General features: G+C 47.0%; 15 protein-coding genes and 1 pseudogene. 7 read left to right on the top strand and 9 right to left on the bottom strand.

What is annotated here, in order from left to right:
- Nucleotides 1-41 precede the first annotated feature (41 nt).
- On the top strand, nucleotides 42-872 hold the full coding sequence (locus ACEW9O_RS09455) for an SDR family oxidoreductase (RefSeq protein ID WP_373549908.1): 831 nt from the start codon (nucleotides 42-44) through the stop codon (nucleotides 870-872).
- A 126-nt stretch (nucleotides 873-998) separates the two neighbouring features.
- Here ACEW9O_RS09455 and ACEW9O_RS09450 read toward each other — a convergent pair whose 3' ends face one another.
- The gene (locus ACEW9O_RS09450; protein WP_373549907.1) at nucleotides 999-1,853 is read right to left on the bottom strand and encodes a DUF2911 domain-containing protein; all 855 of its coding nucleotides are present in this window, start codon (nucleotides 1,851-1,853) and stop codon (nucleotides 999-1,001) included.
- A 256-nt stretch (nucleotides 1,854-2,109) separates the two neighbouring features.
- On the opposite strand from ACEW9O_RS09450, the gene ACEW9O_RS09445 reads away from it, so the two are divergent.
- Nucleotides 2,110-2,496 carry a methylglyoxal synthase gene (locus ACEW9O_RS09445; RefSeq protein ID WP_373549906.1) on the top strand — a complete coding sequence of 129 codons (387 nt, stop codon included), beginning with the start codon at nucleotides 2,110-2,112 and terminating at the stop codon, nucleotides 2,494-2,496.
- Between the two features lie 788 nt (nucleotides 2,497-3,284).
- On the opposite strand, the pseudogene rpmA reads toward ACEW9O_RS09445, so the two are convergent.
- From rpmA to ACEW9O_RS09430, 3 genes and pseudogenes are all read right to left on the bottom strand, one after another.
- A pseudogene (gene rpmA, locus ACEW9O_RS09440) lies at nucleotides 3,285-3,551 on the bottom strand (50S ribosomal protein L27); the annotation flags it as partial.
- Between the two features lie 22 nt (nucleotides 3,552-3,573).
- Nucleotides 3,574-3,885, bottom strand: a complete 312-nt coding sequence (gene rplU / locus ACEW9O_RS09435; RefSeq protein ID WP_373549905.1) for a 50S ribosomal protein L21 — start codon at nucleotides 3,883-3,885, stop codon at nucleotides 3,574-3,576.
- A gap of 80 nt (nucleotides 3,886-3,965) precedes the next feature.
- The gene (locus tag ACEW9O_RS09430; protein ID WP_373549904.1) at nucleotides 3,966-5,201 is read right to left on the bottom strand and encodes an aspartyl protease family protein; all 1,236 of its coding nucleotides are present in this window, start codon (nucleotides 5,199-5,201) and stop codon (nucleotides 3,966-3,968) included.
- A gap of 438 nt (nucleotides 5,202-5,639) precedes the next feature.
- Between ACEW9O_RS09430 and ACEW9O_RS09425 the strand changes: the two genes are divergently transcribed.
- From ACEW9O_RS09425 to ACEW9O_RS09415, 3 genes are all read left to right on the top strand, one after another.
- Nucleotides 5,640-8,615 (top strand): SusC/RagA family TonB-linked outer membrane protein, encoded by a 2,976-nt coding sequence (locus ACEW9O_RS09425; protein ID WP_373549903.1) that lies wholly within the window; start codon nucleotides 5,640-5,642, stop codon nucleotides 8,613-8,615.
- Nucleotides 8,616-8,676: 61 nt separating this feature from the next.
- Entirely contained in the window at nucleotides 8,677-10,236 is a 1,560-nt protein-coding gene (locus ACEW9O_RS09420) for a RagB/SusD family nutrient uptake outer membrane protein (RefSeq protein ID WP_373549902.1), read from the top strand.
- A gap of 180 nt (nucleotides 10,237-10,416) precedes the next feature.
- Nucleotides 10,417-11,091, top strand: coding sequence for a transposase (locus ACEW9O_RS09415; RefSeq protein WP_373549901.1), 675 nt, complete (start codon nucleotides 10,417-10,419; stop codon nucleotides 11,089-11,091).
- Nucleotides 11,092-11,287: 196 nt separating this feature from the next.
- On the opposite strand, the gene ACEW9O_RS09410 is transcribed toward ACEW9O_RS09415, so the two are convergent.
- Entirely contained in the window at nucleotides 11,288-11,893 is a 606-nt protein-coding gene (locus ACEW9O_RS09410) for an outer membrane beta-barrel protein (protein WP_373549900.1), read from the bottom strand.
- 223 nt (nucleotides 11,894-12,116) lie between these two features.
- Nucleotides 12,117-12,959, bottom strand: coding sequence for a M12 family metallopeptidase (locus ACEW9O_RS09405; protein WP_373549899.1), 843 nt, complete (start codon nucleotides 12,957-12,959; stop codon nucleotides 12,117-12,119).
- A gap of 188 nt (nucleotides 12,960-13,147) precedes the next feature.
- Between ACEW9O_RS09405 and ACEW9O_RS09400 the strand changes: the two genes are divergently transcribed.
- The gene (locus ACEW9O_RS09400) at nucleotides 13,148-14,392 is read left to right on the top strand and encodes a T9SS type A sorting domain-containing protein (RefSeq protein ID WP_373549898.1); all 1,245 of its coding nucleotides are present in this window, start codon (nucleotides 13,148-13,150) and stop codon (nucleotides 14,390-14,392) included.
- A gap of 2 nt (nucleotides 14,393-14,394) precedes the next feature.
- Here ACEW9O_RS09400 and ACEW9O_RS09395 read toward each other — a convergent pair whose 3' ends face one another.
- From ACEW9O_RS09395 to ACEW9O_RS09385, 3 genes are all read right to left on the bottom strand, one after another.
- Nucleotides 14,395-14,808: a hypothetical protein gene (locus ACEW9O_RS09395; protein WP_373549897.1), complete on the bottom strand. Its 414-nt coding sequence runs from the start codon at nucleotides 14,806-14,808 to the stop codon at nucleotides 14,395-14,397.
- 93 nt (nucleotides 14,809-14,901) lie between these two features.
- Nucleotides 14,902-16,734: a M56 family metallopeptidase gene (locus tag ACEW9O_RS09390; protein WP_373549896.1), complete on the bottom strand. Its 1,833-nt coding sequence runs from the start codon at nucleotides 16,732-16,734 to the stop codon at nucleotides 14,902-14,904.
- Nucleotides 16,727-17,122 carry a BlaI/MecI/CopY family transcriptional regulator gene (locus ACEW9O_RS09385; RefSeq protein ID WP_373549895.1) on the bottom strand — a complete coding sequence of 132 codons (396 nt, stop codon included), beginning with the start codon at nucleotides 17,120-17,122 and terminating at the stop codon, nucleotides 16,727-16,729. The genes ACEW9O_RS09390 and ACEW9O_RS09385 overlap by 8 nt, the downstream gene beginning before the upstream one ends.
- Nucleotides 17,123-17,339: 217 nt before the next feature.
- On the opposite strand from ACEW9O_RS09385, the gene pafA reads away from it, so the two are divergent.
- Nucleotides 17,340-18,959, top strand: coding sequence for an alkaline phosphatase PafA (pafA, locus tag ACEW9O_RS09380; RefSeq protein WP_373549894.1), 1,620 nt, complete (start codon nucleotides 17,340-17,342; stop codon nucleotides 18,957-18,959).
- Nucleotides 18,960-19,000 lie beyond the last annotated feature (41 nt).

The raw sequence follows: 19,000 nt of genomic DNA, 5'->3' as shown, positions 1-19,000 counted from the left end.
GTTAAGAATTTTGAATTGAATTGTCAAATCAAATATTTGTCATGGCTTCAAATCCAGTAGAAAAGATATCAGTTTTGGGGGCAGGTTGGTTGGGCTGGCCATTGGCCAAACACTTGCAAAACTTAGGTTATGCGGTAAAAACCTCCACCACCACCCCAGAAAAGCTCCATTTGTTGCAAGCCGAAGGGCTAAATCCTTATTTGTTGCAAGTAGATCGAGGTCAGGTAGAAGTGAGCGACCTGGCATTTTTTGACACAGATTTGATAATTCTCAATATTCCTCCTTCGCGGCGGCGGCCCGATGTAGAACTTTGGTATCCTGCCCAAATTCAGGCGATTGTGGAATTGGCCCAGCAGCGTGGAGTTGCAAAAATTTTGTTCGTTGGTTCCACCAGCGTTTATGGAGATGTGAATGCGGAGGTGAATGAAGAATCGAAGTTGAAACCCGATACAGCCTCTGCCCGAGCCTTGATTCAGGCTGAAAAAATTGTAAAAAACAATTACCCCCACGAAAGCTCTACGATCCTGCGCATGTCCGGTCTGGTGGGTGGAGACCGCAAAGCGGGTCGCTTTTTTGCGAGCAAACGCGATGTGCCCGAAGGCAATGCCCCGGTCAATTTAGTACACCTCGATGATTGTATTGGAGTAATTGAAGCGCTGATTCAGCAGGCGGCCTGGGGCAAGTTGTACAACGTATGCGCTGACGACCACCCGCGCAAAGCGGATTATTATATCACCCAGGCGATTGCCGAAGGTTTCGACCCACCCACTTTTTTGCCAGACGATACGCCTCGGTACAAGGTGGTGAGCAATGGGAAGGTGAGAGGGGAGCTGGGGTACGTTTTTAAGCGAAAAGTGAAAAGTGAAAAGTGAAAAGTGTATACACAGTATGTCTTTCACTGTCCTTTATTCCAATTTTTATGTAAAGAGAAAGTGTAAAGGAATGAAACGCAAATGGTGTACATGCTTTTCACTTTTCACTTTTCACTTTTCACTCTCTTACTTCTTCCACTCCGCAATCGAAGTTTCATTCATGCGTACATAATCCTGGTTGTCGGCTTTTTTGGCTTCAGCCAGAGATTTCATGGCCACATCGATGGCTTCTTTTTTGCGCCCCAGATCAGCCAGGATCAAAGACTCTTTGCGCAAGGTCCAGAACTGTGGAGACAGTGCATTGGCTTTTTGAACCCACTCCAAAGCCTTGTTCAGGTCTTTTTTGGTATCGTGGTAGTAGGCACCAGCGGTGTAATAATCGTTGGCAGAAGCACCAGCCAGTGTGCGATCGATACTGGCTTTTACCTTACCATCTACGTCTACACTCAGGGGCATGCTTACCTTGGTGTTTTCCCAGATGATGTTGATGCTTGCCTTGTCCATCGTTTGGTCATTGATGTCGATGGTGAAGGTTTCTACTTTTTCAGCTACTTTTTGTGGCTTCAAGGTCCAGGTTGCAACGGCAGTTTTGTCGCCATAACCACCCGAATTGGGGGTGTCATAGGTAAAAAGCATGACCTTCCACTCGCTGGCACCAGGAGTAGAGAAGATGGCATAATCGCCTTTTTTTACGGCGGTTCCGCCAATGGTTACATCATCGCCAAAAGAGATCTTGGTGGCAGAGTTTGCACCAGTTCTCCACATGGTTCCAAATGGGACAACGGCATTTTTGTCGGTACCAAAAATAATCCGGCCTTTGATACTTGGACGAGAGTACAACAAAGTTACATCGGTAAGACCAACTTTGGTTTTTACCTCAGCAGTTGGACTGGCTGCGGGTGTTTGAATTTGGGCACTCAGTGGCATAGCAAATGCTAGGGCCATGGAAAGGGCTGCAACAATCGAGCAGAACTTTTTCATAGTTACGTTTGATTTATGTAATAAAGATGGTAAAACAAAGTTGTGGTTTGCAAACGTTATATTCATCCGTTTATTTCTAAATAATGTAGTTATACACCCTTTGTAGTGTATATTATGCCATCGTGGCGTATAAGTGTCATTGTTTGTGCAAACCAAACATACCAGACAAGTTTTCTGGTATTTCTTACAATTTAAGAGGGCAAAAAGTTTATGCCGCGGATTACTTAATCTATTTTAGCCCCAAAAATAGTAAAAAATGACCATTGCACTGATCGCACACGATAGCAAAAAAGTAGATATGGTAGGTTTTGTTCGCGACCACATCGATTTTTTTAAGGAACACGATATTCACCTCATCGCTACGGGTACCACCGGATCCTATTTAGAAAAAGCTGGCTTGGAAATTGAACGGATGCTCAGCGGCCCTCTCGGTGGCGACGCCCAAATTGCCAGCCGCATGGTAGAAGGAAAAGTTGACATGATCATCTTCTTTCGCGATCCCCTGGGCAAACATCCCCACGAAGTGGATGTAAGTATGCTGATGCGCTTGTGTGATGTGCACAATGTTCCGCTGGCCACCAATCCCGCCGCTGGCCTGCGCTTCGTTCAATCCCTTCAACTCGAAATGGACAAAAGGGTGTGAGTGTGTACGGGCAGCCACATAGGGCTGCCCATACGTGCCTTTCATTGATATTCCGCCAACCCATGGATTTATCCATGGGAGGCCACCCAGATACTCAACCCATGGCTTTAGCCGTGGGATTCTGTGTCTCCGACGCAGAAAAAGCCCTGCTCCTAGAAAGAAGAAGCAGGGCCCAAAATATAAAGCTATGAAAACTAAACTTGTATTAGAAGCTGATTGAGTGGATGCTGTGAGCTACAAAGGGGCAATTTCAAGTCAAATATCGTTCTGAAAATACTCATTTAGCGCTGCTAAACTCCGCTTTTCATGCCTCATTTGGCTTGAAATTGCCTCCTTTTCGCTTTCGCAGCATCCACTCAACCAGCTTCTGGGGAAGATTAAGACTACTCTTCCCGGCCACCTTTCAGTTCGTCCTGATAGGTTTCCAGTTCCGCCCACTGGCCAGCATCAGCCATTGCGGCTTGTTTGCCCCAGGTAGCTGGATCATGAATGCGGAAACGAGGACCAGCCTCATCCAGAATTTCTTCCAGTTTTTCGATGGGAGCAGCTGCCAATTCCGCCCAGGTAGTAATTCCTGCAGCGTGCATCAACTCTTCGATTTTTGGACCGATGCCTTCAACCAGTTTCAGATCATCCTGCTTCACCTTTTTGCCGCTAGGCAGGGTAATGGAAGCAGATTTTGCAGATTTTGCTGGCTTTTCAGCTACTTCTGCAACTGTTTCTTCAACAACTGGTTCAACAGGGACCTCCACTACAGTTACAGGAGCAGCTACTACTTTAGCAGGAGCTGCGATTGCTGTTTCCAGAGGAAGGATGCTAACGTAGGTACGGTCTTGCTTAGACCTGGAAAATGCCACTGTGCCCGTAATTTGTGCATGCAGGGTAAAATCTTTGCCCATGTATACATTTTCGCCGGGGTGGAATTTGGTGCCACGCTGACGAACGAGGATGTTTCCTGCCTTAGCATACTGGCCGCCGAACAATTTTACGCCGAGGCGCTTACTCTTACTGTCCCGGCCGTTGTCGGAACTACCGACGCCTTTTTTATGTGCCATGACTAATTTCTTTTAGTTTGGTTTAACCAGCGATGCTGTCAATTTTGATTTTGGTGAAAGACTGGCGGTGACCGTTTTTAACACGGTAGCCTTTGCGTCTTTTCTTTTTGAACACGACCACTTTATCACCTTTCTGGTGGCCGATTACCGTTGCACTGACCGAGGCACTGCCAACGAAAGGCTTGCCAATTTGCACAGCGCCGTTGTTTTCAATCAATTGAACCTGATCGAAAGAAACTCCGTCGCCTGCATTTGCGTCGAGCTGGTGGACGAAGAGCTCCTGCCCTTCCTCAACTTTGAATTGTTGACCAGCTATCGTTACGATTGCAAACATGATGAATGAATTTTATTGCTTTTTAAGAAATTGGGTGCAAAGATAAAGCTTTGTATGACATTGCAAAATAAAAAGCTAAACTAAATAAGGTCTTCCAATTTCATCTCCTTTTTAATCCGCTCTCCGTTGCGCAGGATGATCATGTTGATCTTTTTTCCCACTTTTCCCCTGAATTTATACATCAAATCCTGGAGTTTGAAAAAAGAGGTAGGCACACCATTGACGGATTTGATTTCATCACCGGAAACGATACCAGCCTTGTCTGCCGGACTAAGAGGCACGATGTCGAAAACAATAAATTTGGAAAGCGCCGCACCGGAGGCAGTAATAAACAGCCCACTGCGGTCAAATTCAAATTTTTTCTTGAAGTAGGGGTTAGGCTGTACAAACACACGATTGTGGATGTAATCGATAATGAGCGTGAAACGATCCAGCAATTGGTTTCCAATGATGCCATTGCGCTTGTTCATGTAAGTACTGTCTTCAACCACAGGGATTTCCTGAAAATTGGTGAGTACCTCATTGAACATATGCTCAGAAAATTTCAAACTTTTGACCCGACCCAAGTAACCGTAGATGACGCCACCCAGGCCTCGCCCTAAAACGCTGCGGATCACTTTTTCGGGTATTTTAAGCCCGTCGTGGGTATCCGTATAGAGCAACAAGGCAATGCTGGCCCCCGTGTCCATCAATAATTTGGTTTGGACTGTGGTGTCATTGCCCAACCTGACTGGAGCGAGTAAATAAGGTTTGCTACGGTGCATTTCCAGTGGGAATTCTGTGAAATGCCCTTTGGGCAACTGAAAAACAGCCGGGTCGTAAAGGGTGATGATTTGTTTGTAATAATTGATTTTGACAATAAAGCGTCGAAAAAAATCAGCGCCTAAAATGCCGTGAATGTCAATCCCCGAAAATTCGTCGAACCGGAAATAGTCCTCTTCCAGCACTAAGATAGAGCGTTGGCTGGCCCGCATGTCGCCAATGCGAAAAGAGATGCCCCTGACTAGGTAGGCGTAGAGGGTTTGGCTCAAATCGGAGCCGTAAATGGTAAAACGTTTTTGATAATCGATTTGAAACAAATCCGTGATCTCGCGCTTGGTTAAAATTGTATTTTCCGCACCCGTATCAAAAATAAATTTAAGCGGGAAGATGTCGTTAAACATCAGTTTGATGATGATGAAATTGTTTTCATAGTCAAAAGGAATGTCTACATGGGTTTCACCATTGAGAAAAGTCAAGTCGTTTCCTTGGGCTTTAACATTGACGAAACATCCAAAGTACAGCAGAGCAAAAACAACAATGGCAATAGGTTTCATACAGTCAGGTTTTAAAAGAGGTTCCATGTTCCGAGGTTCCAAAGTTCCAGATTTCCAAGTTCCACGGCTGGCTCCCAACCTTAGCACTTTGGAACCAACCTTGGAACCCTGGAACTTTGGAACCTTGGAACGCTCTTTTCGATTCACAATATAATTTGGTAAAACAAAATATCCCGAAAATCTTTTTACCTATTCTTGGTTATTTCATACTTATTTTAGACTTTTACGCCCGTTCAATTAGTGTAATGCACACACCAAGTTTGGGGAAAACCTATCCCAGCAAATAAGCGCAGTTAAAATACGAAAAGAGATAATGGTTCAAAATCATTTGCAGTGAAAGAATCCCTACTGTGAAGTGGGTTTCCTATACACACGCTTTTTGAAAGGAAAGCAATTTTTGATGTAAGCACAATTTTTTTAACAAAACACTAATAATGTATGAAACTTAAAGTCGGCTATTGCTCGAGGTGGCTTCTCGCGGCAGTTGCAGTTCTTTTGTGCAACTTCGCTTTCGCCCAGCGTTCGCTTTCCGGTAAAATTACCGACAAAAGCAACGGCGAAGCGCTCATCGGTGCCAACATCCTCGTAGTAGGTACCAGCACAGGTACAGTTACCGATTTCGATGGGTCTTATACCTTGGAGGTTCCAGCAGGTGCAACCGAACTGGAAATCTCTTACACAGGTTATACTACCCAAAGAGTTGCCCTTGGTAGTGCAAGTACCTTGGACATTACCCTTGCTGCTGGCCAATTGCTGGACGAAGTGGTGGTAACCGGTTATGGTACAGCGAAAGCTCGTGAAGTAACCAGTGCAATCGTGAGTGTAAAAGCTAAAGATTTCAACGGCGGTAACGTAACCAGCGCGGCACAATTGCTGCAAGGTAAGGTTGCGGGTCTGTCGATTGCACGTCCGGGTGGTAACCCCAACGAAGGCTTTACCATTCGTTTACGGGGTTTGTCTACCCTGGGTGCCAACAGCTCTCCATTGATCGTAATCGATGGGATCATCGGTGGGTCTTTGGACAACGTTGACCCCAACGACATCGAAAACATTACTGTGTTGAAAGATGCCTCTGCAGCAGCGATCTATGGTGCACGTGGTGCAGCAGGTGTACTGCTGGTGACGACCAAAAAAGGTCAAGCTGGTAAATTCTCGGTAGACTACAGCGGTTTTGTGAGTTCTGGAAGCAGAATGCGTTCACTGCCCGTTATGACTGCCGATGAATGGCGCGAAATTCCATCTTTAAACATTCCTGCCAGTGTAAAAAGTACTTACGCTGACCGTGGTGCCAGCACTGACTGGGTGGATGCGATTTCTCAAAATGCAATAGGTCAAACCCACAACTTGTCCATGGGCGGCGGTACACGGGATGGCAACTACCGCGTATCTTTCAACTATCGCGACAACGATGGTGTGCTCATTACCACGGGTCGGGAATCATTGAATGGTCGTTTCTCTTTCACGCAAAGAGCGCTGAACGACCGTCTGCGCCTGAATGGCACGCTATCGATCACCAATACCAAGGCTAACTTTGGCTTCAACGACGCTGCACGCTATGCTTTGTTGTTTAACCCAACCGCACCCATCAGATCTGACGATGCGTCTAATGCCCGTTATGGTGGCTATTACCAGGAATTGTTGTTTGACTACTTCAACCCGGTAGCGATCCTTGAGCAGAACACCAATGAAGGTGAACTGAACAATTTTCTGGGCAGTTTCCAGGCTGATTATGACTTGACTAAAAATTTGACCATCTCTGGTTTTTATTCTCGCCAACGCGACAACCAGTTTACCGGTCAGTACATCAGCCGTCAATCTTTGTTTGGTCAGGGTGCTGACCGCAAAGGGGTGGCTTCTCGCAATTATGGCCAACAATCTACTCAGCAAGCTACTTTTACAGCTACCTATGCCAAAGAATTTGGCAAACTTGATTTCCGTATTTTGGCTGGTTATGACTACACCAGTAACGATTTCCAAGGTTCTGGGTCTAGTGCGTTCAACTATTTGACGGACGTATTCACCTACAACAACCTGGGCAACGCTTTGTCCTACTCACTTGGTGAAAGTTCTGCAGGTTCTTACCGCAGCGGTTACGAAAACGTAGCAACATTTTCACGTTTGAGCCTGGGTTACAATGATACCTACAACTTCACTGCGACCGTACGTCGCGAAGGTAGCTCTCGTTTTGGAGAAGGCAACAAATTTGCGATTTTCCCTTCTTTTGGTTTGAGTGCTGACCTCGTAAAAGCGATGGGGCTTGACTTCGCGGATGCCTTGAAATTGCGTGTGAGCTGGGGTATTGCGGGTAACTTGCCAGGTTCCAGCTTCTTGTCTTTGCAGCGTTTTGGCCCTGCGGGTCGTTTCTTCTACAACGGTTCGTTTGTACCCAGTTATGGTCCGGTATCGAATGCCAACCCAGATTTAAAGTGGGAGCGTCAAGCTGAGCTCAACATCGGTATGGACTTCTCGTTCATGAACTACCGTTTGAATGGTTCGATCGACTTCTTCAACCGCGTCACTAGTGACCTTTTGGCTGAAGTTGCAGTTCCAGTTCCACCCAACCTTTTCCCAACTACCTGGGTAAACCTGGGTGAAATGCAGAACACTGGTTTGGAAATTGCACTGAACTACAATGTGATCAAAAAGCAAAATTTCACGTACAACTTAGGTTTGACGCCAACTTTCTACTTGTCCAATAAACTGGTCTCTTTGTCTAAAGGTGATTTCTCCTTTGGTAAAGAATTGTTCTTGGCCAACGTAGGTTCTCCGGGTTTGAACGGCACACCAATGATTCGTGCTGCGGAAGGTGGGAACATCGGTGACTTCTGGGGCCCAATTTACGATGGTGTAAATGACGATGGTACCTGGAGATTCAAAGATTTGAACGGGGATGGCACCATTACGCGTGACGATGAAACCAAAATCGGTAACGGTATGCCAAACATGGAATTGGGCTGGAGCAACAGTTTGACCATGGGCAGATTTGACCTGAATGTGTTCTTCCGCGGGGTATTTGGCCATGACTTGATCAACTCCTACCGGATTTTTTACGAAACCTTGAACACCTTGACTTGGAATCGCGTTAAGACGGATGATTTTTACAATACCGCTTTGACCGATGGTGCAAAGTTCTCTAGCTATCAAGTAGAGAGTGGATCTTTTTTGAAGTTGGACAATGCTGAAGTGGGTTATAATTTCAACCTCAAGCCTGGCAGCAGCATCAATAAGATTCGTGCATACGTGGCTGGTCAAAACCTCTTTGTGTTGACCAAGTATAGCGGTTCTGATCCAGAATTGCGCTTGGCCGACAGCGAGCAAGGTGGTGCCAACGCCATCCTGTCTCCTGGTATCGACCGTCGTAATACCTACTACATGGTGAGAACTATGACGTTTGGTGTTAAAGTAGGTTTCTAATTCAGTGTTAAAGAGCGATCAACAATCGCTCACATCAATTCAATTAAAATCAATTGCAATCATGAAAAAATATTGGTTTAAGGCTTTATTAGCGGGCCTTTTCGTGATAGCGTTCAACCAATCCTGCTCAGATCTTGAAGAGAAGCTGTATGATCAGGTGAAAGCGGACGAGTTCTTCAAAAACGATGAAGAATTTATCGCAGCGTTGGGCGCAGCTTATACCAACCTTTACGGGTTTCAAAACCACGGTAGCTACATGTCTTTGCAGGAAGTATCTTCCGACGAAATCATGATTCCTCAGCGTGGTGGTGACTGGTTTGATGGAGGTATTTGGTTGAATGCACACCGGGCGGAGTTCAATGCCCAGGATGAGCCAATCAGAAATGCTTGGAACTTCTTGTTTGGTGGGGTAAACACTTGTAACCGTTTGATCTTCCAATTCAATGACCTGATCAATAAAGGTGCAGTGGATCCAGCTTTGGCTACTCCATTTCTATCTGAGTTGAGAACCTTGCGTGCCCTGTGGTACCTGTGGTTGGTTGATAGTTATGGTAACGTTCCAATCGTAGACAGATTTGACGTGGAGGCAGGTTTTGCACCTACCAATGCTACTCGTGCAGAGGTGTATGCCTTCATCGAAAAGGAATTAAACGAAAGTGTACCTAGTTTGAGCAAAGCGGTAAATACTTCTACATATGCTCGCATCAACTACTACACTGGTAAAGCCATTCAGGCGAAGTTGTACCTGAATGCTCAGGTGTACAAAGGTAGCCCCGAGTGGGACAAAGCACTTGCTGCTGCTGACGAAATCATCAACTCTGGATCTTACTCTCTAGAAGCCGATTATTTCAGCAACTTCAACAGCAACAACGCTGGTTCCAAAGAAAGCATCTTTGTGATTCCTTACGATCAAGTAAATGCACAGGGATTCAACCTGCCACAAATGACTTTGCACTACGTGAGCCAGGAAACCTTCAGCTTGCGTGAGCAGCCTTGGAATGGTTACTGCTCATTGGCGGAGTTCTATAACTCTTACGATGATGCCGATAAGCGTAAAGGGGTATCCGGCAACCAAAAAATCCGTGGTAACTTCTTGGCTGGCCAACAGTTCAAAGCGGATGGTGTAACACCTGGTACTGATGGTTCTGCTGATGACGCAGATGGACCAAACGTATTTTTTACCCCTGAGATCAACGCTCACTTCCCCAACTGCCAGCGTCAAGCGGGTGTACGGGTAGGTAAGTTTGAGTTCCCACAGGGTTCTACTACGAGCTTGAGCACTGACTTTCAGATTTTCCGCTATGCGGATATCCTGCTGGTGAAAGCTGAAGCCCTATGGCGCAAAAGCGCAGGTGATGCAACTGCATTGGCTTTGGTTAACCAAATTCGTGCTCGTGCAGGCCAACCAGCATTTGCTTCATTGACTGCCGACAACCTTTTGGCTGAGCGTGGCCGCGAAATGTTCTTCGAAGCATGGCGCCGTTCGGACTTGATCCGTTTTGGCAAGTACGATGCAGCACGTCAGTGGAAACCAGCGTCTCAACCTTGTAAGCAGTTGTGGCCAATCCCACGTCAGCAGATCGACGCCAACAAAAACTTGAAGCAGAACCCTTGCTATTAATTGGGTTTTGATATAAAGCCTTCGGCTTTGAAAAAATGGATGCAGGTGCTTTGTGCCTGCATCCTATTTTTTTTTATTTTTGTTCCTGATTTTGGGCGACCACGGAGGGTCGCCCCTACCGGATGCCTTACCTATTGTTTTTACACAACCGCGATTTTTTCACCTTTCACCATTCGCGGTATGGCATATCATTTTAATCCAAAAAAACATGATCGTCGATCGATTCGACTAAAGGGGTATGATTACGCACAGCCGGGTGCGTATTTTATTACCATTTGTGTACAAGACAAAAAACATCTATTTGGGGAAATTCATGAAGGGCAAATGTTCTTGAATGATGCTGGTATAATGATTGAAAAATGGTATTCTGAATTGGCAATTAAATACCCGGATAAAAAATGCCATGAAATGGTGGTGATGCCAAATCATTTTCATTGCATCATTGAAAATTTGGATGTTGCGCATTCCCGCGAGGGCACCCACGTAGGGGCGCCCCTACGTGGGCGCCCCACCCCGGACGAACGTGGGCGCCCCACCCCGGACGAACGTGGGCGCCCCGTCCCGGACGAACGTGGGCGCCCCGTCCCGGACGAACACGAACATCCCCACCCCGAATACGGCATGCAAAACCAAAAATTCAATGCCACAATTGGTGACACCATGGATTGGTTCAAAACGATGACTACCAATGAATATATTTGTGGGGTTAAACAATTTGGATGGGAACGATTCAATCGCAAACTCTGGCAACGCAATTACTGGGAACACATCATCCGCCACGAAACGGCCTACAACAACATCGCCCGTTACATCATCAACAACCCCCAGAACTGGCACGAAGACCGGTTTTACTAAAAACAAAAAAGCCACCTGGCGCACTCCGCCAGGTGGTCCCATTTTCGCACACTGATTATTGCCATGATAAATATATCGTAGAAGTTGAAAGGTTGAAGTGTTGAAGAGAAGGCTACCGCAGCGTTTTTGACAAGGTCGTGTCTGAGTCGCTGCGGTAGCCTCTCTTCAACACTTCAACTTTTCAACCTTTCAACTCTTAAAACCGGATCCCCGCACTCAAAGTGAGCACATTATTCCGACCAGTCGTATTTGCAAAATAATCTGACATGCCAATTTCGTAGTTCAAATCCACAGTCAGGATGCTGACGTCCATGCCCAAACCCACGTTGGCACCCCAGGTAAAGGTTTTGAGGTCATCTTTGCTGAAGGGGATACCTGCTTTTTCACTCACCGCTAGGATCATCGTTGGCGTTACCCCACCTTTCAAGTAAAGGTTGAGCAATTGTTGTTTGCCCGTGATGTCAAAGCCGATGTTTACGGGCGCTTTCAGGGCCTGGATGGTCGTTTCCTCCTTAAATTTAACTTGGGTATCGGTATCGATGTCGTTGACCAATCGAGCAGTGTAGTTGTTGAAATGTAAACCAGGACTGAGGAATAATTTTTTGCCGCCAACCCGAAAATCTACCCCGGCGTTCCAGCCTACTTTGGCAGCTGCCTGTAGATCATTTAATTTGCCATCCACTGCGGAGAGGTTTACACCTACTTTAGGGTTGATCACGGTTTTGTTTTTTTGGGCTTGGGCGTTGTAAGTTGAAAAAGTCACCAGCGTCAGGACAGCTACTATTGCTTGCAAAGTTCTCATTGTTATTTAGTGTTTTTTGGTTTTGAAATTGAATATGACCCTACAACGTTTGAGGGAATTCATTTTAGCACTTCCGAATGCCACTTAAACATAATTTTAATGTTTCCTTCAGAAAACCTTAACGAATGTCGAATTTTTCGAATGACGAATGACGATCACTGGTCACTGAGCGAAGCCGAAGTGGCCCTTATCGTCATTCGTCATTCGAATAACTCGTCATTTATCAAGGACAGCTAGTCAGTCGAGGCCCTTTAAAAGGATACATTCGCCCGATGAAATTTTTGTCTTCCACTGAAAGCAGGTAATTCCAGCGCACCTCAAATCCATTCAAGGTCAATTGTTTGGGTACGGAATAATGCATGATCGAAAGTGGATCGTAACGACAGAACTGGGTCTGGGTGCTGCTGTATTTGCGGAAGAGGTTTTGATCCACATCCTGCCGATTCCAACCCTGGGATTGGGCATAATAAGTATACACCTTTTCCAGGTCCCACTGGATGTTTTGTAGCGGGTTTTGGTGCTCATGGATCAAACCCAGGGCATGTCCAAATTCGTGGAGGGTGGTGCGCCGGATTTCATAATCAGGCGTCCGATCGGTAAACCAGCCAAAATTCATCGTTTTGGACAAAGAATCCAGGTACAAGGCATCCCGTCCCATGTACGACCAGGAACCTTCGCGTGGACTTAGCCCGATGCGGATTTCCGCTTTGCCCCTACGTACAAATTGCAGGCGTACATTGGCGTACAATTCCCACTCCCGCGCTGCTTTTTCGATGCGCAAGCGGAGGGGACTGCTCAGGCTATCCATAAATTTTACCCGGATCACTTGCCCTACGTTCCACAGTTTATTGCGGAGCGCCGCAGTACGCAGGTGGTCTTCACCTTCCAGGTTTTTTTCCACACAACTATGAATGATGGAAGGATCGGCATTGTCTTCCGCTAGTGTTTGTTCCAGCAAATCGCTGATGTCCTGGTCAGGATCGGGCATAATTTCACAACTTAAAGCCCCCAATCCAAGAAGGAGGGTACATATCCAGAGGTAGCGCGCAGCAATTTGCTTTTTCATGGTGATGGTATTGATGGATGAACGAACTCGATTGTTTGATGCATCAAAGTTCGATCAATCCATTGCGCCAAACATCACCGCAAAACGGGAGGGGGGAAAAATCCTCAGAAATGAGGAGATCGAATCATGGGTACAAAATCCCAAAAACTGGCTTATACCCATACCATTAACCCTCAAAACAAAAACCTATGCGCCAAATCCTTACACTCTTGATCGCCCTATTCTCCCTCAGCCTCCAGGCTCAAAAAGACTGCTCCATCCAGCCTTCCAGCCACACGCCTCTCATCGATTTACAAGGCCAAAACTACCGAGGTTACCTTGGTGGCTTGTACGCCAATGGCCGCAACGAACGCCCTGCTGCCCAGCTCCGCACGATCCAGCAGCAAATTGCCCAAGTAAAACCCTTGAATGTCCAAGGGCAAAGTGATGCCAAGGGAAAAATCGTCATGATTGGAGTAGGTGCCTCCAACCCCCGTACCGAATTTGAACGCTTCAAACAAAAAGCAACGGCTTTTGCGGGTATCAATCCCAATTTGGTGCTCGTCAATACCTGCATTGGTGGACAAGGGGTACAAAAAATGAACGATGCTACTGACAATTATTGGCAAAGCGCCACAAATACCCTTAAAAGCAGCGGCCTGAGCGACAAGCAGGTGCAACTCGCCTGGGTGGAAACCGACAACACCCAAACGGGCGACACCCTCTTTCCTCGCGCTCCCTTGCAACTGATGGAAGATTACCGCCTGCTACTGGAAGTGTTGCACGACAAATTCCCGAACTTGAAACTCGTCTATTTTTCAGCGCGGACTTTTTCGGGCTACGCGACTCCGGTGCCGGGTGGAGTAGGGAAGGGGCTACTTTTTCCAAGGGATTACTACTCCGGTTGGGCGATCAAATGGTTGATTGAGAATGCCGATCAACAAAAGCCAGGCTACATTACCACTGGGACTGCAGCGAACATCCCCCACGTCACCTGGGGTTCGTACCACTGGAGCAATGCCAGTTTGCCCCGCAGCGATGGCTTTAAACTGGATTGCCGAACCGATGTGGGCGAGGACGGCCTGCACCTGAGCAGCCTGGGCGAAGACAAAATTGGGAAGTTGATGTTTGACTATTTTCAAAAAGATGCAACAGCGCAGAGTTGGTTTTTGAAAGCTACTCCCACGCCGACCTTTTCTATCACAAGTGGATCGCCCGCTATTCATATCTACCCCAATCCAGTTGCTGAATCCTTGCACTTGCGTTTGACACAACCGCTATCGGAAGTTACCTTGACCTTGCGCAACCTGCAAGGCATCAGCGTATGGCAAAAACAGGGAGATTTGAGCACGGAAAATGAGTACAGCGATTTGCCAAACCTGCCCGCCGGGATTTATATGCTGGAATGCCGCTGGGAGCAGGAAAGGTGGGTGTTGAAGGTGCTGAAAGGCTAAGGCTAATCCGGTACCACCGTCAAGCCCAAAGACCCCCATTTGACTCCTTGAGCACCACCTCCTTCACAATCCAGGCGGATGTTGTCAAAAATCAGGCGGTCGCCTATTTTGGCCATACTGATCAGCTGTTGAGTACTCGTGTTTATTGGTGCACCAGGATTGTTGGAGCCCAGCGTATCCTGTTTTTTGCGCAGCAGAAACAAATTAAAACCTCTGACTTGGCAGCCTGCCTGGTATTTGAACCCCGGTGCAGATTGGTCCAGTGCTTTTAAGTTTTGAAGGGCGGAAAAAGTGATGTCTGCTTCTACCGTAGCGACAGGTAATCGTAGTTTGCTGGAATTCATGGTTGGTAAAAGCAGAAAAATGAAGCCCAGGCAAAGCATGGAGTTGCGGAGAAGTTGGAATGGGTGGAGCATTAGCATGATTTTTTCCAGGATAATGCGGAAAGTGGAGATTGGTTACAGCAGCTGAGCTTAGTTCGAGCTGCTGTAACCATCTGCTTATAGCGGCTATTCTTTTTTCTCAGGATCGGCAATGATTTTGAGCGAGATGTTATTGATTTTGCGGCCTTCTGCATCTCCAGGGCATTTGGCGCGGATGTTGTCAAAGATCATCATATCGCCAACTTCAATAGAATTTAGTAACTCAAGCATCTGGGCATTAAATAGTGTGCCAGGATTTGAAACTTGGATAGGGTTACTTCTTTTACGGATAAAGATAAAATTAAAGCCTAAAATACCACAGTTCACATCGAAGTCAACACCACTCAGCTTGGTATCCAATGCTGTTAATGATTTCATATTTGAAATACTGATTTCTCCACCCATCATCCCAATTTTTTCCAAAACAGCCACGGGATCCGGAATCGGCTTCACCCGAAACTCTACCTCTTGCCGATAATTCGGCGCTTCCACCAGAATTGATGCCTTTCCTGGTCTAGCCGCTTTGGCGATGAATTTCCCTTTTCCTGTTTCTATCAACTGAACATCCCGGCTACTAACTTTTACCTGATCAGCAGAAACACCCGAAATGGCCACACTAATGGGGTTATCCACACCCATGTACAACACATTCATTCGGTCGGCGGCTACACTAAGCACGGCATCATTGTTGCTTTGGGGGAGACTGTCAATAGTGCTGGTTGTTATGCTTGGAGGAGGATTTTCTACAACTATTGAGGGGGAAATTGTTTCTGGATCTTTCACCAATGGTTTGGTCGTCGCCTTTGTCGCTTCGGTTTCGGGTTTTTCTGGCAATACAAACGTAGGTTTAACTTTGGGTGCAGGTATTTTCTTTTCCGCTTGCGCAACCGGGGCGAAGAGCCCCAAGGCAAGGAGCAACAAGGGCATCAACAACACAGCGCTACTCCAGTGTTGTGTAAAAATCTGAGGCTTGTTGGCAGTGGGGCCGGCCAAAATCTGGCGTACCCGCGTTGCAAAATGAGAAGCATGATTTTGAGCTTGCATAACCAAGGGGATATTTTGATGGTGATGTAATCGTTGCAAGTACAGGAGCGCCTCTGCGTACACGAGTTTGTGGCAACCAGAAAGCAGGACCGCTTCGTCACAAGCCTCCTCGCGCAACTCCTGGATGCGGCGGCTGAGCGCCCAAATCAAGGGGTGATAAAAAAAGAAGATTTGCAAAAGAGCCAGCAACAGGTTGACCAAAAAATCGGCCCGGCGAATGTGGATCAACTCGTGACGGATCAAAGCTTCCAACAATGCCGGAGGCGTTTGGCAAAGCAGGGCAACAGGCAGAATGACCACCGGGAAAAAATGCCCAAAAGTAAGCGGTGAACTCAAGGTGGGACTGCTGTAAAACCGGATTTTTTGGCGCAAACCCAGGCTCGTTTTTACTTTTTGAACCAAATGCAAAACCTGGGGATCAACTATGCTACTACTCTTCCGCCGCAGCACCGTCAAAGCCAGGTAATTCCAGGCAAAACGCAGGCTGAAAAAGGCCGTCCCCAGCACCCAAATGCTCACCAGCCAATACAAGTGGCTTTCGATCCACCATTTGCAACGTTGAAGCAAAGGAACTGGGGTTTGGCCGCTATCAATCGAATGAGTATAAACAGGGTTGGCAGCATTTGAGATAAAATCAGTTGTCAAGTTCGGGGCAAGGTGCTGCACTTCTGCGAAATACCGCCATTCCAGGAATAGGGTGTAAGCACTGGCCAGCACCATGCCACCGAGCATAAACAATATTACCTGGTGCCGCAATTGTGCGGAATAGGTACGCAAGAGTCGCTCCAGGCCAAGCGTGCAAAGGCCGAGCAACCCGATTTGCCAAAGGGAATGTAAGAGGGTCCAGCCCAAACTGAGGATGAGTGCATCATTCATGGGATTGCTGGTCTTTAATGTTTTTGAGGAGCTTTTCCAATTCCGCCAGTTCAGCCTGGCTGACTTTACCGGAACCCAGGGCCTGGATGGCCAATTGGGTACCCGAACCTTCAAACAGTTGTAGGGCCAGTTTATCCACCAGGTTTTGCCGGGCTTGTTGCTGCGGAAGGGTACAGCGGTAGAAATGGCCGCCCTCCTGGTCTATTCGGCTGAGAAGGCCTTTTTTCAACATGCGTTGTATTTGGGTCAGGGTGGTAGTGTACCCAACCCCTTTGTTTGCACTCAACAACTCATGCACCTGCCGCACCGTAGCTGGCTCAATTTTCCAGAGGATTTGCAGTATCTCCAGTTCGCCTTCCGAGGGCTGGTTATTGGTTTCATTGGACATGGTCTACGACATTTGTCGTAAATATAAATGCCTTTTCAATTAGATGCAAATTTTTCTACGACATTTGTCGTAATATTTTTCATCCAAGCCTTTTGAAAGTGAGGTGAAGGTTAACAAATAGCAAAATGATTGTGACTAGCAGCGCTTTCCCCAAAAAATCCCCTAATTTTCCCGCGAAAACACTCGAAGCCCTTTTTTTTGTTCAAAAACCTGTCAAATGAGAAGCTACCTTGCTCTTTTTGCTCTACTCTTCCTTGCCAATTTTGTAGTTGCGCAAACGCCTGCCGAGCGTCCAAAATTGGTGGTTGGCCTTGTAGTTGACCAAATGCGTTACGATTACCTCTACCGCTATTGGGACAAATATTCCAGCGGAGGCTTCAAACGTCTGATTACCCAGGGTTTTAACTGTCGGAACAATCATTATGCCTACGCCTTTACCGAAACAGGCCCTGGGCATGCCACCATTTACAGCGGAACCACCCCCTCCGTGCATGGCATTGTGGGGAATATGTGGTACGACAAATACCAGGAGCGAATGGTGTATTGCGCTGAAGACAAAACGGTAGCGGCAGTAGGTGCACCCGACAACGCTGCCCTGCAAATGTCGCCCCGCAATCTGCTGGTCACTACGCTGGGCGATGAGCTGAAACTGGCCACCAATCATCGGGCGAAAGTAATTGGGGTAGCTCTCAAGGATCGGTCTTCAATTTTTCCTGCCGGATTTTTCTCCAATGGCACGTATTGGATGGATGTTAAAACCGGAAACTTTGTGACCAGCAATTTTTACACCAACACGTTACCCAACTGGGTGCAGCAGTTCAACGAGCGTAAAATGGCACAGGAATTAGCCAAAAAAACCTGGACTCCCCTGCTACCTCTGGCTCAATATACCGAAAGTGATGTCGACGATAGCCCTTACGAAGGCAAATACAGCAATGAAGATAAGCCGGTCTTTCCCCACAAACCCGAGGAAATCCGCAACTTGCCGTACTCGCCCTGGGGCAGTACACTCACCACCGAAATGGCTAAGGCTGCTTTGTTGAATGAGCAACTGGGCAAAGACGCCATCACCGATCTTTTGGCGATTAGTTATTCCTCTACCGACTATGTGGGCCACCTTTTTGGGACCAGCTCCATCGAAGCGGAGGATACTTATTTGCGTTTGGATTTGGAATTAGCTGGCTTGCTGAACTTCTTGGATCAAGAAGTAGGGAAAGACCAATACCTGGTTTTTTTGAGTGCCGATCACGGTGCCCCTTTCAACCGCAGTTACATGAGTGACCGCCGCTACCAAAAATGGGCCGTAATGGGCCCAGCCATTCAGGACTCACTAAACCAGCACTTGGCCAAACTTTTTGGTGCAAAAAAACTGGTGCCGATCTACAATGAACAGGAGTTGTTTTTTGACCATAAACTCATTCAAGAGTATAAATTATACAAGCCGGATGTAGAGCGGGCTACGGTTGAATTTCTGCTGACTCGGCCAGAGATTGCCTGCGCCTTTGTGCCACTCAATGCCAACATCAGCACTTGTAGTGGTTTCAGAAGAGACTTACTGCAAAACAACTATCATTCCAAACGTTCGGGGGATGTCATGTTCAGTCTGGAGCCGGGCTTTCTCAATTCAGACTACCCCAAAGGTGTAACCCACGGCGTAGCCTACGAATACGATACCCACGTTCCATTGCTTTTCTACGGCTGGAAAATTGAGCCCGGCACAACGAATCAACCTACTTATGTCCATGATATTGCGCCCACAGTAGCCGATTGGCTGAGCATCAATGCGCCGAATGGCGCTTCGGGAAAGCCGGTGATGGGGGTGAAACTTAAAAAGTGAAAAGTGAAAAGTGAAAAGTGAGCTACCGCAGCGACTTGTTC

The sequence above is a fragment of the Haliscomenobacter sp. genome, assembly GCF_041740695.1.
Classification (GTDB): domain Bacteria; phylum Bacteroidota; class Bacteroidia; order Chitinophagales; family Saprospiraceae; genus Haliscomenobacter.
This window is presented reverse-complemented; position numbering and strand designations above follow the sequence as displayed.